Origin of the sequence: Flavobacterium artemisiae, from assembly GCF_042678225.1 — a bacterium.
Taxonomy (GTDB): domain Bacteria; phylum Bacteroidota; class Bacteroidia; order Flavobacteriales; family Flavobacteriaceae; genus Flavobacterium; species Flavobacterium artemisiae.
Genome location: NZ_JBHUDZ010000018.1, coordinates 684,304 through 699,564, shown reverse-complemented (window position 1 = coordinate 699,564; position 15,261 = coordinate 684,304). Strand labels below are relative to the sequence as shown.

7 protein-coding genes are annotated in these 15,261 nt (G+C 36.7%); 6 read left to right on the top strand and 1 reads right to left on the bottom strand.

What is annotated here, in order from left to right:
* Positions 1–209: 209 nt before the first annotated feature.
* Positions 210–4,139 carry a hybrid sensor histidine kinase/response regulator transcription factor gene (locus ACFSC2_RS22895; RefSeq protein WP_379813422.1) on the bottom strand — a complete coding sequence of 1,310 codons (3,930 nt, stop codon included), beginning with the start codon at positions 4,137–4,139 and terminating at the stop codon, positions 210–212.
* Positions 4,140–4,527: 388 nt separating this feature from the next.
* On the opposite strand from ACFSC2_RS22895, the gene ACFSC2_RS22890 reads away from it, so the two are divergent.
* The 6 genes from ACFSC2_RS22890 to ACFSC2_RS22865 all read left to right on the top strand — a co-directional run bounded on the left by ACFSC2_RS22890 (position 4,528) and on the right by ACFSC2_RS22865 (position 15,259).
* The gene (locus ACFSC2_RS22890; protein ID WP_379813421.1) at positions 4,528–7,545 is read left to right on the top strand and encodes a SusC/RagA family TonB-linked outer membrane protein; all 3,018 of its coding nucleotides are present in this window, start codon (positions 4,528–4,530) and stop codon (positions 7,543–7,545) included.
* A gap of 16 nt (positions 7,546–7,561) precedes the next feature.
* Entirely contained in the window at positions 7,562–9,085 is a 1,524-nt protein-coding gene (locus ACFSC2_RS22885) for a RagB/SusD family nutrient uptake outer membrane protein (protein ID WP_379813420.1), read from the top strand.
* A 262-nt stretch (positions 9,086–9,347) separates the two neighbouring features.
* Positions 9,348–10,523 (top strand): cellulase family glycosylhydrolase, encoded by a 1,176-nt coding sequence (locus tag ACFSC2_RS22880; RefSeq protein ID WP_379813419.1) that lies wholly within the window; start codon positions 9,348–9,350, stop codon positions 10,521–10,523.
* 405 nt (positions 10,524–10,928) lie between these two features.
* Positions 10,929–11,969: a glycoside hydrolase family 43 protein gene (locus ACFSC2_RS22875; RefSeq protein WP_379813418.1), complete on the top strand. Its 1,041-nt coding sequence runs from the start codon at positions 10,929–10,931 to the stop codon at positions 11,967–11,969.
* A gap of 237 nt (positions 11,970–12,206) precedes the next feature.
* On the top strand, positions 12,207–14,021 hold the full coding sequence (locus tag ACFSC2_RS22870; protein ID WP_379813417.1) for a glycoside hydrolase family 2 protein: 1,815 nt from the start codon (positions 12,207–12,209) through the stop codon (positions 14,019–14,021).
* Positions 14,022–14,236: 215 nt separating this feature from the next.
* Complete coding sequence (locus tag ACFSC2_RS22865; protein WP_379813416.1) at positions 14,237–15,259, top strand: glycoside hydrolase family 43 protein; 1,023 nt, start codon at positions 14,237–14,239, stop codon at positions 15,257–15,259.
* Positions 15,260–15,261 lie beyond the last annotated feature (2 nt).

Sequence of the window (15,261 nt, the reverse complement as noted above, 5' to 3'; positions counted from 1 at the left end):
TTAATTTTTTAAACACATAGAAACATAGATTTTTTGTCTTAAAAAAAAGGTAATTGAAAGAAACTCGTTCTCACACATAGCTTTGAGAACATAGCCCAAAGTTTCAACTTTGGTTACGCAAAGCTTACCACAAAGCTATGTGAATTGAAACAAGTGAAACGCCTCTAAACACAAACAAAATCTATGATTCTATGTGTTAAAATAAAATTTTATTTATTAGCAGCAATATATTCGGAAGGCGACATATTAAAATGCTTTTGAAAATTACGCCCAAAACTTGTCTGTGATTTATAACCAATCATTTCGGCAATCTCGTACATTTTATAGTTTTCGTTTAATAATAATTCGGCAGCACGTTTAAGACGGACAATATTAATCAGCTCGTTCGGACTCAGATTCGTAATGTCTTTAATTTTTCGGTATAAAGTCGAACGGCTCATATTCATGATTTCGGCTAAAGATTCTACGCTTAAATCTTGGTCTGTAATGTTTTTAAGGATTTCGTCATCGAGTTTTTTCAGGAACTTTTCGTCGGTTTTATTGTGTGCAATACTTTTAATGTGCGAAAGTGGCGAACTCGCATAATAATTCATAATCTGTCTTCGGTTTTCGATCAGATTATTGGCCTGAACTTTTAAATAATCCATAGAAAAAGGTTTGGCTATATACGCATCTGCACCAACTTCAAGACCGTCAATTTGTGATTTCAATGAGTTTTTAGCCGTCAATAAAATTACGGGAATATGGCTTGTTTCAAGATTGGTTTTAATTGTTTTACACATTTCAATTCCGTCCATAACGGGCATAGAAACATCAGAAATTACCAATTGAATGTTTTCATTATGAATGATTTTCAGCGCTTCTTCGCCATTTACTGCTTTCAAAATGGTATAATTTACAGCTAATTCGGTTGTAATAAAACTTAAAAGATCTTCATTATCTTCGACCACCAAAATCTGTGCTTTTTCGTTTTTGATTTCTACAGTTTCTTTTGGCTTTTCGTTTTCAATTTCTTCTTTTTCAGATTCCGAATACAACATAAATTCTTCTTTTTGATGAAGAGGCATCGTTAATTCAAAAACATTAAAATTCGAATCTTCAACCAGCTGTAAATTTCCGTTGTGAAGCTGTGCCAGCGAGTGCGCCAGCGAAAGTCCGATTCCCGTTCCAGAAGCTGTATTCGAATTATCAACCCTAAAAAAGGGTTCAAAAATCTTGTCTTTTAAGTGAATCGGGATAATGCTTCCGTCATTCTTCACAATCAAAGTCAGTTTTTTTTCATCTCTAAATAAAGAAATCGAAACTTTGTCTTTAGAATATTTAATAGCGTTGCTGATCAAATTACTCAGGATTTTCTTAAAGGCTTCTTTGTCTACAAAAGCATGAATGTCTTTTTCTCCCAATTCTAATTGAAAATCCAAACCGCGTTCTTCAATTAGCTGGCTGAATCTCAAATGAAGGTTTCGAACCTGCGAAGAAATATTTGCTTCGACGAAAGTCAATTTCAAACCGCCAATTTCTGATTTTCTAAAATCTAAAAGTTCATTTACTAATTTTAGAAGCCGTGAAGTATTTTTTTTCATAATCGAAAGATGCTGAGGTACTTCGGCCTGTTCGTATTCTAAACCTAAAAGTTTTTCCAACGGCCCTTTTATCAGCGTAAGCGGCGTTCTAATTTCGTGCGCGACATTGGTAAAGAAATCAATTTTGGCTTGGTAGATTTCTTTCTCTTTTTCATCATTCAAATGCTTGATTTTACGGTTATTCTTAATCTGTGTCAGATTTTGAGAATAACGAATAACGTAATAAAATCCGGCGCAAAGCAGTACAAAATACAGCAGATAAGCATAATTGCTGGCATAAAATGGCGGCAGGATTTTAATTTTGAGTTTTACTTCTTTACTCCAAACCCCAAAACTGTTCAGCGATTTTACTTTAAAAACATAATCTCCCGGCGCAAGTTCGGTAAAAAACACTTTGTTATTTCGTTCCAAATAAACCCAGTCTTTGTTGACGTCTTCGAGTTTATACCAATATTCGGTAAGTTCAGGAGCCGTGAAGTTTAACGATGCGAATTCCAGGTTAAAAGACGATTGATTGTTGTTTAATTCTAATTCATCAATAAAAGAAATCGACTGATTAATAGGCGAGTCGGGTTCGTTTGCTTCAATATCTTTATTACCGATTTGTAAATTGGTAATGTAAATAAAAGGCGTGTATTTGTTTTTAGTAAAATGCTTCGGGTTGAAGCTGATCATTCCGTTGAGGTTTCCAAAATACATATCGCCATTTGTATCTTCAAAAGCCGAATTATAATTGAATTGATCACTCAAAAGTCCGTTTGCAGTCGTGAAAATCTTGGTAGTTTTATGGTTGGGGCCAAATTTCACCAAACCTTTAGAAGTCGTCATCCAAAGATTTTTTTCGTCATCTTCCAAAATCGAATAGAAAACATTACTCGGCATTCCGTTTTTAGTCGTGAATTTGGTAAACGTATGCGTTTTGCGGTCAACGAGATTTAAGCCGTTTTCTGTAGCAATCCATAAATTGTTTGAGCTGTCTTCAAAAATCGTATTAATGGTATTATTGCTGATGCCTTTCGGATTTTTATAATCATATGTAAAAACCTCTTTTTTCTTTGTTTTCGGATTATAAAAAAGCAGTCCGTCGCGGTAACTTCCTGCCCAGAAATTTCCGTCACTGTCTTCTTTAAAATTGGTGTAATGATAGGTTTCTGGGAAGAATTTCATGATTTCGAAATTATCCGCCTGTTCGTTATAACGGTACAATCCAGAAGTGGTAACGATAATAAAGTCTTTATTTTTCATTTCATAAAAAGAAAAAATAAAGTTGCTGTGCAGTCCGCTTCTGCCGTCGTTGGCGCTGTAATGTTTGATCACTCTTCCCGAATTTCGATCTAGAACATCCAAACCATGCTCAAAAGTTCCGACCCAGATTTTGTCTTTTCTTGGTAAAAGAGCATGAATATTATAATAAGATGCAGGATAGGAGGTAAATTGCTGCGTTTTCGGATTAAAACGATTGACGCCCGCATCTTCGGTTCCAATCCATAAATCGCCGTAATCATCTTTGTGAATTTCTCTAACCGCGCTTCCGCTGATGGAGTTTTGCCCTTTCTGCGGAAAATACTTTTTGAACTGTGTGTATTGTTTTTGATGATAATTGATACCGCCAAAATAAGTTCCTATCCAAATTCCGTTTTCCTTATCAATTGTAATCGAGTAGGCGGCATTGTCTGAAATCGCATACGGATCGTTGTAATTCTTTTTAAGATTTACCGCTGTATGTGTTTTCAGATTATAAACGTATACACCAGATTCGCTGGCAATCCAAAGTTCATCATTTCCTCTTTTTCTAAACTGACGGACAAAAACAGGTTCTTTCGTGTCAAATTTTAATTCGTTTGTCGTTTTATTTCTCCTATTATATATAAGGACGCCGTGATCTTGAGTTCCGATTACGATATTTTCGGTGTCAACAGTATAAATTACTGTAATTCTAAAATTGGCTTTGTTCGCAGGCGGATTTAAAACCATATTTTCAAACGAAAGGTTTTCTTCAGAATAGTGATAGATTTTATTTAAAGAGGAAGCCCAGATTTCGCCTTTAGAATCTCGTGTAATTGATGTGGTAACAAAATATTTGTTCGGATTAAAAGTCGTTGTTTCTTTCTTCTGTGTCGCATATTTATACAATATGTTGCCGGATATAAACCAAATGTTGCCTTTTCGGTCGTGATTGATGTCGTTGATACGATCATTTATAGCTTCATTTAAAATCGTAAAGCGATCTTGTTTTTTATCATAATGGTAAAGTCCTTTATCAGTTCCTACCCAAATAGTGCCGTTGTGTTCGTGTAAAGATTGGATATAATTGCTTCCTAAACTATGAATCGGATCGCCGGAATTTCGATAGGTTTTAAAGCGATAACCGTCAAATCTGTTTAAACCGTCTTTAGTTCCAAACCACATAAAGCCGTCATTATCCTGAATGGACGCTAAAACGGTATTGTTTGAAAGACCTTCTTCGACCTGAAAATGTTTAAAATAATATTCTTGTGCATTTAAAATTTGGTTCGAAAAAAAACAGATAATTAAGAAAAGAAAGAATTTACGCATAGTTGTGTTTTTTAGGCTTAAATCGATGTTTCTGCAAATCGTCTCAATATTCTACAAAATGTTGCAACTGACTGAAAATGGCCTGTTTTTAATACAATTTGAATCATTTGAGAGAGATATTGACACAAATGAAGCATTTTATTTTGAATAAAAAGCACCTACTTTGGATTTTCAAATAAATCATATTGATAATTTTTTAAGTCTAAAAATATACTATCAATAAAATTATGTTTGAAAAAATCAACCATTAATAATTTTGAAACAAAATGAACAACTTATCAAAAGTCATTAGTTTTAATTCTTTCTTTGGCCGAAGACCTGGAGATTGAATTAGGTCTAATTTTTAAACCAAACCACAGAAGAAATAACTATCTAAAATGCAAAATCAATGAAAACAAAGTTCAATCAAATTTTAACAAAGAGATATTACCTCTTGTTTTTCTTTAGTTTATTACTGCAGTCCTCATTTGCCCAACAGCAGATAACGGTTACCGGAACCGTAACCGGAGCAACGGGAGAACCAATTCCGTTTGCAAATGTTTTGATTAAAAACTCTCAAAAAGGTGTTGCAACAGATTTTGACGGAAAATATTCTATTGCTGCCAACGGAAATGAGACTTTAGTTTTTAGTTCGCAAGGCTATAAAACCACAGAAATTGCGATTAACAATCGAACTTCAGTAAATGTTTCGTTAGCCGAAGACGCAATGAAACTCGAAGAAATAGTTGTTGTAGGTTACGGCTCACAACAGAAAAAAGACCTTACGGGAGCAGTTGCTTTAGTAAAAGCCGATGAAATCCAGAAAAGACAAGTAACTACGGTTGCAGACGGACTTCAAGGTGTTGCAACTGGGGTAAAAGTTCGTGGCGGCGGACGTCCGGGGCAGGAAGCCAATGTGGAGATTCGTGGTCTTAAGAATCTTCAAAACACAAATCCGCTTTATGTTATCGACGGATTAGTGACTTCTGCCAACAGGGATTTTAACCCAAATGATATCGAATCGATTCAAATTTTAAAAGATGCATCGGCGGCGGCGATCTACGGTTCAAGAGCGGCAAATGGTGTTATCATTATTACCACTAAAAAAGGAAAAAAAGGCCCGCTTCAAGTCGAAGTTTCAGCAAAAAGCAGTTTTACCGTTATGCCTCGCTACGATTTAATGGGAACTCAAGAGTTTGCCAAATTAAATAACATGGCTTATGATAACGCAGGACTTCCGAGACAGAACCTAAACATGGCTGTAGATACAGACTGGCAGGATGCAGTTTTTAGAACGGGAATGATTCAGGATTATAATGCCAGCGTTTCTGGAGGAAATGAAAATTCAAGCTTCTTTATGTCTGGAAATTACTTTGGAAATGAAGGTACAGTGATCGGAACTGATTTTGACAGGATTTCATTCCGTGTCAATTCAAGCGGAACAAAAGGGATTTTCAGTATTGGAGAAAACTTAGCCATCAGTAATTCTAAAACAGATGAAATGTCTGGAAACCCAATCATTGATGTTTATAGAATGACGCCTACAATTCCGCTTTACGATCCGTCTAATCCAGGCGGTTATGGTTACGGAAAACAAGGAGTTGCAGATACTTTTGGAACAAACCCTTTAGCGTTGGCTGATTTTTCTAATACTACAAATGAAAACTTTAGAATTAGAGGAAACATCTGGTCAGAATTAAAATTTGTGCCTTGGCTGAAATACCGTTTCAATTTTGGTTATGAAACGAGTTTCGATTCGTATAAATACATGAGAAAGAAAGGAAGCTGGACTTTAAACCAGCCTCAAGATCCATCTCAAACCGATCAAAACAAAGGAAGATCTCAAACCATGTTGTTTGAAAATACATTGACTTTCAAAAAAGAATTTGGTAAACATGATATCTCGCTTTTAGTAGGTCAGACGTTTCAAAAAGATACTTACGATCAGATTTATGGAACAAAGAGAAACCTTCCGATGAATTCTGGAACAGGACAATATTATGAAGTTCTTAATCAAGGAGATTCGCCAGTTGTTGGAGGTTTTATAAACGAAGCCGCTTTGGCATCTTATTTAGGGCGTTTTGAGTACAATTATGATAATCGTTATTTGTTGAATGCCGTGATCAGACGTGACGGTTCTTCAAAATTCAGTGACGGAAATAAATGGGGGAATTTCCCTTCAGTTTCTGCAGGATGGAGATTGAGTAACGAATCTTTCTTTAAATCAGAATTCATTAAAGACTTAAAATTAAGAGCAAGTTATGGAGAATTAGGTTCTGGAAATATTAGAGAGTATGAATCTAAAAGCTTCGTGAATAATTTCGGGCAGATTGTTTTAGGGAATGAGCAAAATTTATATCCTTCTGCCACTCAGGTTAAATTATCAAACTCACAATTGCGCTGGGAAAAATTAAAACAAACCAATATCGGATTGGATTTAGGCGTTTTAAATAATGATTTACGTCTAACAGCAGATTATTTCATCGCTCGCACAGAAGATGTATTGTTTGGTTTTCCAATTTTATTGACTACAGGAAATGATGGAGGAAATCCGATTTCAAATGCTGCAACTGTAGAAAATAAAGGTTTTGAATTGGAGCTGGCTTACAGCAAAAAAATCAATGAATTTTCTTTTAATGCTTCTGTAAACTTCACAAAAGTAAATAACAAGCTGGTTTCTTTAGGAAATGGTCAAAACGAAAACATTGTTGGAAATACAATGACGCGCAGCGGTAATCCGGTAGGGATGTGGTATGTACTGCAAACAGATGGGCTATTCCAAAACCAGCAGGAAATTGATAACTACAAAACGGCAGACGGAAAAGTTATTATGCCAAATGCAGTTCCTGGAGATATTCGTTTTAAAGACAACAATGGAGACGGACAAATTACAAATGCTGATAAAAAAGTGGTTGGAAGTCCGTGGCCAGAATTTGAAATGGGTTTAAACGCTGGAGCTGAATACAAAGGTTTCGATTTTTCTATGAACTGGATTGCATCACACGGAGCGACTGTTTATAACGGATTTAGAAGTGTTGTTGATCGTTTTGATGACAACAGTAACTACAGAACTGGAATACAGCCTTGGACACCAGAAAATCCAAATACTGATTTTCCTAGAGTTACAAAAGGTTCGACTTTGAACTCTAGAGGAGACAGCGACCGTTTCTTAGAGAGCGGTGATTTTATCCGCCTAAAATACATCGGATTTGGATATAATCTTCCTAAGAGTGTTTTAGAAAAATCTGGAATTACAAGAGCAAGATTGACTTTATCAGCTCAAAACATTATCACAATTACAAAATACAAAGGTTTAGATCCTGAGTTTAGTAATACTGGCGATAATAGAATCTTTGAGAGAGGTGTTGATAACGGTTCTTTCCCGAATCTTAAGACGTATTCTTTTGGTGTAGAGTTTAGCTTTTAATTAAAAAAACAGCGTAATGAAAAAAATAATAATTATAACAGCAGCTTTTCTAGGTCTTGTTTTTACAGCTTGTGAAAACGAATTGGACTTGAACAGCCCAAATGATATTACAGTAGATCAATATTGGAAAACTGAAAGTGATGCACAAGCCGGCGTAAACTCCATTTATGCTATGTTTTATAAAGATGGTTTGTGGGCAAGATGGATGTATTTCCGTTTGGATTTAACTTCTGACGAAGGATACAGCGTGAGTCCGTGGACAGAATTGGCAGACTGGACGAGATTCAATTACATCAATTATAATTTCTGGGAAGGAAATGCCGTAACATGGAGAGATACTTACAAAGCTATTTTTAGATGTAATCAGGTTTTGGCAAATGTTCCGAATATCGCTTTTCAAAATGAAGAAGATAAAAAGAAAATTATAGCTCAGGCTAAATTTTTTAGAGCACTGCATTACTACTATGCGGCTGTTATTTGGGAAGATGTCCCATTGGTTTTAGATCCGTCTACACCCGCAGATTTACCACAGCAAAAAAAGGTGGCTGAAATCTGGGCGCAAATAGAAAAAGATTTAAACGAAGCTTACGAAGATTTACCAAGGGACTGGCCGACTTCAGAAACCGGACGACCAGACAAAGGCGCTGCGAAAGCATTTTTAGCGAAAACATACATGCAGCAGCACAAATGGCCAGAAGCAAAAACAGCTTTGGAATATCTAATTACAGGAGCTGGCGCGAAATATTCTCTAGTTGCTAATTATCGAGACAACTTTACAGATGTGAATGAAAATAACAGCGAATCTGTTTTCGAAATTCAGTTTGGAGACCAAAGAAAAGGAGGAACAGACGAAGCGCAAAATGCAGCAGTTTCGAGTAACCGTTCACAATTTTTTGCCCCAAGAGGAATCGGCTGGTCAGACGGACAAGCAAGAATCTGGTTGGTAAATGCTTTTAAAGAAGAAAAAAACAAAGACGGAAACCTGGATACTCGTTTAAGATGGACATTGTATTATCCGCAGCTATTGGCTGATTTTGGAGACAAAACCTACGATAGAAACTGGGAATGGAACAACGATGAAGCTTGGTTTAGAAAAGGAAGCCGTGATTATTACAGAAATAATGAAGATTACTACAGTCAGGTAAACTACAGATTGGTTCGATATGGTGATATTTTACTACGTTATGCCGAAGTTTTAAACGAAACAGGAAATACCGCCGCAGCGTATCAATATGTTGATTTGGTGAGAGCTCGTGTGAACATGAATACATTAGCTGCCGCGCATCCAGAAATTGGAACCGATCATGATAAATTCTTAGAACGTTTAAAAACAGAAAGAGTTTTAGAATTAGCGGGCGAGAGTGTTCGTTGGGAAGATTTAAAACGCTGGGGAGATTTAGATTCTCAGGCTTCTGTTGATAAAATTTCACTTCGTGATTCGGACTTTAAAAACTTTAAAGTGGGTAAAAACCACAGAATGCCGATTCCGCAGGTTGATGTTGATAATAATCCAAATCTGGAGCAGAACTCAGGATATTAAAATAATTCTGTTGATTTTTTTAACACATAGAGACATAGGTTTTTTTGTTTATGAAGGTTAGCGAAGAAACTAGCTTTCACACATATAAAAGCTATGTGAATTGCAAAAAGTGAAACGCCTTTTGCAGACAAATTAAACTATGATTCTATGTGTTAAAATGCACACTCAGCAGATAAAGCTATTTATTAAGGAATCGGAAAGCACCAAATTCCGATTCCTTTAATCACCAAAGAACATTTGTTCTAAAATAAGAAAACCTATAATGAGAAAAGTAAAATTGTATCTGACATTTGTGTTGGCAGGGCTTGTATTGCAAAGCTGTAACAAAACAAAAAACAACACAGAAGCATCTAAAAACGAAACTACAGCAATCGAAAAAAGAGAAATCTGGACCAAAGAACAGGCTAACGAATGGTACGGAAAACAACCTTGGCTGGTTGGAGCCAATTATTATCCAAGTTCGGCTATCAATCAGTTAGAAATGTGGCAGGCAGATACTTTTGATCCAAAAAGAATTGATCAGGAATTGGGCTGGGCAGAAGATTTAGGGATGAATGTTATGCGTGTTTATCTTCAGGATTTACTGCATCAGCAAGACGCTGAAGGACTTTACAAACGTATGGATGGATTCTTGGCTATTGCCGATAAACATCACATTAAAACACTTTTTGTTTTGTTTGATTCATGCTGGGATCCGTTTCCTGCGTTAGGAAAACAAAGAGCGCCAAAACCCCACACACATAATTCAGGCTGGGTGCAGAGTCCAGGACAAAAAGCGCTTCAGGATAAAACACAATATCCTCGTTTAGAAAAATATGTCAAAGAAACGGTTTCGCATTTCAAAGATGATAAAAGAATTTTAGGCTGGGATGTTTGGAACGAACCCGATAATATGACAGGACCGTCTTACGAAAAAGTCGAAATCAAAAATAAAGCAGCGTTAATATTACCGTTATTGAAACAAGTTTTTGCATGGGCAAGATCGAGCAATCCTTCGCAGCCTCTTACTTCAGGAGTATGGGTAGGAGACTGGAGTGATGAAGCTAAAATGCAGCCAATGCACAAAATGCAGATTGAACAGTCTGATGTGGTTTCATTTCACAACTACAACACGCCGCAAGATTTCGAAAAAGTAATCAAACAATTACAGCGCTACGGAAAACCATTAATCTGTACAGAATACATGGCCAGACCAAACGGAAGTACTTTTGAAGGATTCTTACCAGTTGCAAGAAAATACAATGTCGGAATGATCAACTGGGGATTTGTTGATGGAAAAACACAAACCAAATACGCTTGGGACAGCTGGACAAAAACATATACTGCAGAACCAAAACTATGGTTTCATGAGGTATTGCATACAGACGGAGGACCATACATCAAAGCTGAAACCGATTTGATTAAAAAAATGACAGCTGAGGCGAATAAGGCTAATTAGATAATGTGGCAATTTGATAATTAGATAATTGTTTGCCACTGATTAAAAGATTAAAAAGATTATCATTCATGCGGAAAAATTAAACACATAGAGACATAGATTTTATTGTCCTTGCTTAAGATTTCCCAAAAATCTCGCTTTCGCACATAGCTATGTGTGTTTTAATGAGTGAAACGTCTTTTTTAGACAAAGAAAAACTATGTCTCTATGTGTTAAGAAATCTTTTTAATCCTTTTAATCTGTGGCAAAAAAAGCTTTTAAAAACATAGCCCAAGGCTGAAACCTTGGGCCATGTTTGAAAAAAAAATCCTTTTAATCTATGAATTCGGACAGCTATCGAGAGTGGAAAAAAATTAGTGAAGATTAGTGCAATTCGTGGCAAAAAACATTTTAATCTCAATCAAAATGAAAAAAAATATCATTAAAAAACTTCTTTTAATAACGGTAATCGTAATCGGATTTTCTGCGAAAGCACAACAACCAGATCCTCCAGGGCAGGTAAAAGGAAACGAAAAACCAAAAAACGAAGCCTATCTTTTTGCGCACATGACGCATCAAGATTACGGAAGATTGTATTATTCAGTTAGCTTAGACGGACTTCATTGGAAAAACTTGAATAACGGCAAACGCGTTTTTGAAGAATACAAAGGACATCCCGATATCTGTAAAGGACCAGACGGAAAATATTACATCGCGGGAAATACAGGAGACGATGCAAAAGCGATCAATATCTGGGTGTCGGATGATTTAATTACTTGGAAAAAACATTCCGATTACACACCAAATTTAAAAAGTACGCCAGATTATGCTAACGCTTTACAGCGAATTGGCGCGCCAAAATTATATTATGATGAACCGTCAGGAAAGTTCATTATGACATGGCATACCCCGCATTTGGAAGGAACAAAAGAAGACGGAGAACGTTATTGGGCAAGTCAGCGTACTTTGTATGTTTTGTCTAAAGATCTGAAAACCTTCGAAGGAACTCCAAAACGTCTTTTTGATTGGGATATGGGAACTATAGATGTTTTTCTTCGTAAAGTCGGTGATTCCTACTATGCCGTGATTAAAGACGAAACCTATCCAACTTTGTATTGGACAACAGGAAAAACCATCCGAATTGCCAAATCGAAATCCCTTTTAGGGCCTTATTCTTTGCCCCAGCAATCTATCAGTCCAAACTTTCGAGAAGCGCCAATGTTGATCCCTTCTCCAGATGATAAAATATGGTACATGTATTACGAACAATATCCAGGAGTTTCGTACGGTCTATCTATTGCAGATAACCTAAACGGACCTTGGTTTCAAGCCTCAGGTTATACTTTTTTCTCGGATTGGGACAAATACAGTCTTCCAGAAAAAGTGCGCCACGGCTGTATGATTACAATCTCTAAAAATGAATACAACAAGCTGGTGAGTAAATTCGGCTTGACCGAGAAAAAATAAAGGATAATTTTTTTTGAACCATATAAGTGATATAAGTTCATAGTAAAGTTTTTTTCATTGGCATGTGATAAGATGAAATAAACTTATATGCCTTATATGGTTTAATAAACAAAAATATGGTTAGTTAAGTTAGTTTGAAATGCCAGGCTGTTCTGTGGAAAAAGCAGTCTGGTAATTCTTTAAAATGGAAAGAAACAGCATTTACTGCTTATTGCAACAATGTGTAAATAATATATTATGAAAAGAGAAAATATACTTTTTGCAGCCTTGTTTTCTGTCTTTATTGCTAATGCGCAATGGAAACCGCAGGGTGATAAAATCAAAACAAAATGGGCATCGGAGGTAAATCCTGCTGAGGTGCTGCCAGAATATCCGCGCCCGATTATGGAAAGAAGTGAATGGAAAAACCTAAATGGCTTGTGGAAATACGCCATTCAGGAAGCAGGAAAAACGGCGCCTTCTAAATATGACGGCGAAATCTTGGTTCCGTTTGCAGCAGAATCCAGTTTGTCTGGTGTAATGAAAGAAGTAGGTTCAAAAAACGAACTTTGGTATGAAACCAATTTCAGTATTGATTCGAATTGGAACGGAAAAAACATTCTGCTGCATTTTGGCGCTGTCGACTGGAAAACCGAAGTGTATGTGAATGATGTAAAAGTGGGTTCACATACGGGAGGTTATACACCATTTTCGTTTGATATAACGCCTTTTATCAAAAACGGAACAGCACAAAAATTGGTTGTAAAAGTTTGGGATCCGTCAAATGATGGTCCGCAGCCGAGAGGAAAACAAGTTAAAAATCCAGAAGGAATTTGGTACACACCGGTTACAGGAATTTGGCAGACGGTTTGGCTGGAACCAGTAAATGCGAAAAGCATCAAAGGTTTAAGAACAACGCCAAATATCGATCAGAATTCGATTAGCATAAAAAGCGATGTTGTTGGAGCAGAAGCGGGCGATGTAATTGAAGTAACGGTTTTGGACGGCGGAAAAGAAATTGCGAAAGAAAAAACAGTTGTCACAGAAAGCGCCGATATTGTTTTGAATGCGCCAAAATTATGGTCGCCTGAAAGTCCGTTTTTGTATCAGACTAAAATCAGTTTGATTAGCGGCGGAAAAGTAGTTGACGAAGTGAAGAGTTATTTTGCCATGCGTAAGATTTCATCCAAAAGAGATCAGAATGGGATTATCAGAATGCAGTTAAATAACAAAGATTATTTCCAGTTTGGGCCTTTAGATCAAGGCTGGTGGCCAGATGGATTGTACACGGCACCAACAGATGAAGCTTTGAAATACGATATCATCAAAACCAAAGAATTAGGTTTTAATATGATTCGCAAACACGTAAAAGTAGAGCCGGAGCGCTGGTACACGCATTGCGATCAACTGGGGATCTTGGTTTGGCAGGATATGCCAAGCGGAGATGATCAGCCGATCTGGCAAAACAAAAAGTATTTTGACGGAACAGAATTAAAACGTTCACAAAAATCAGAGGATATTTACCGTAAAGAATGGGCAGAAATCATGGATCATTTGTATTCGTATCCGAGTATTGTGGTTTGGGTGCCCTTTAATGAGGCTTGGGGGCAGTTTAAAACGATCGAAATTACAGAATGGACTAAGAGGTACGATTCGACTCGTTTGATCAATTCTGCAAGCGGAGGGAATCATTTTCAAACAGGCGATATTTTAGATTTGCATAATTATCCGGGTCCAGAACTGTATTTGTATGATGCACAGCGTGTAACGGTTTTAGGTGAATATGGCGGAATTGGTTTGCCTCTCGAAGGACATTTGTGGAGAACGAATGGCAATTGGGGCTATATCAAATTTAAAAATGCAAATGAAGTAACCAATGAATACATCAAATACGCGAATGTCTTGAAAGGTTTTGTGAAATCTGGATTCTCGGCAGCAGTTTACACACAGACAACCGATGTAGAAGGCGAGGTAAACGGTTTTATGACTTACGATCGTAAAGTTGATAAAATGGATTTTAAAAAGGTTAATAAAGTCAATAAAGAAGTTATTGATGCTTTGAATCAGAAGTGATTTTTAAAATGATTTGAGCCGATTATTTTGGATGAATCTGCGTGCATCAGCATTAATCTGTAAAATCTGCGTGAAATATTTAAACAAATAGTATTGAAAACATAGCCCAAGGTTTCAACCTTGGGGACAAAGATTGACAATTTTCCGATGGCAGCTTTGTCAAAGTTTTAAACTTTGACAAAGGTTTTCGTTAAAAACTACACAACAAAACAAAAATGAAAAAATACCTAATTCTTTTACTGCTTACCACAATAAGTTTTGCACAGCAGAAAACTTTCACAAATCCAATTCTGCCTTCTGGAGCAGATCCTTACAGCACCTATTACAATGGCTATTATTACTACACCAATACCTTAGGAAATAAATTGGTTTTGTGGAAAACCAAAGATTTATCAGAAATTAAAAATGCCGAAAGTAAGGTGATTTGGGAACCGCCGAAAGGCACCAATTATTCAGCAGAAATCTGGGCGCCTGAGTTTCATATCATTAACGGAAAATGGTATTGCTACTTTGCTGCGGATAACGGAGATAATAATAATCACAGAATGTATGTGCTTGAAAATAAATCGTCTGACCCGTTTAAAGGAAAGTGGGACTTTAAGGGTAAAATTGCTGCTAAAACCGATAAATGGGCAATTGATGGAAATGTTTTTGAATATAAAAAACAGCTTTATATGATTTGGGCTGGCTGGGAAGGCGACAAAAACGGACAGCAGAATATCTACATCGCTAAAATGAAAAACCCGCTGCAAATTGAGGGTGACCGCGTTCTAATTTCTTCGCCGACTCATTCTTGGGAAACACATGGAGCATTGCATGATGAGGTAAATCCACCGCAGGTAAATGTGAACGAAGGGCCTCAGTATTTAGAAAGAAATGGCAAAGTTTTTATCGTTTTCTCAGCAAGTGGTTGCTGGACAGATTTTTATGCTTTAGGACTATTGCGTTTTAAAGGCGGTGATAATCTGCTGGACGCATCGGCTTGGGAGAAATCTCCTGAACCCATTTTTAAACAATCTCCAGAAAATAAAGTGTATGCACCGGGTCATAATTCCTTTTTTAAATCGCCAGACGGAAAAGAAGATTGGATTTTATATCACGCCAATTCAAATCCGGGCGAGGGTTGTGGTAATAAGAGATCGCCGAGAATGCAGAAAATAAGCTGGGATTCGAACGATTTCCCAGTTTTAGGGATTCCGGTAAGCGAAGACACAAAACTGGCAATTCCGTCCAAATAAAT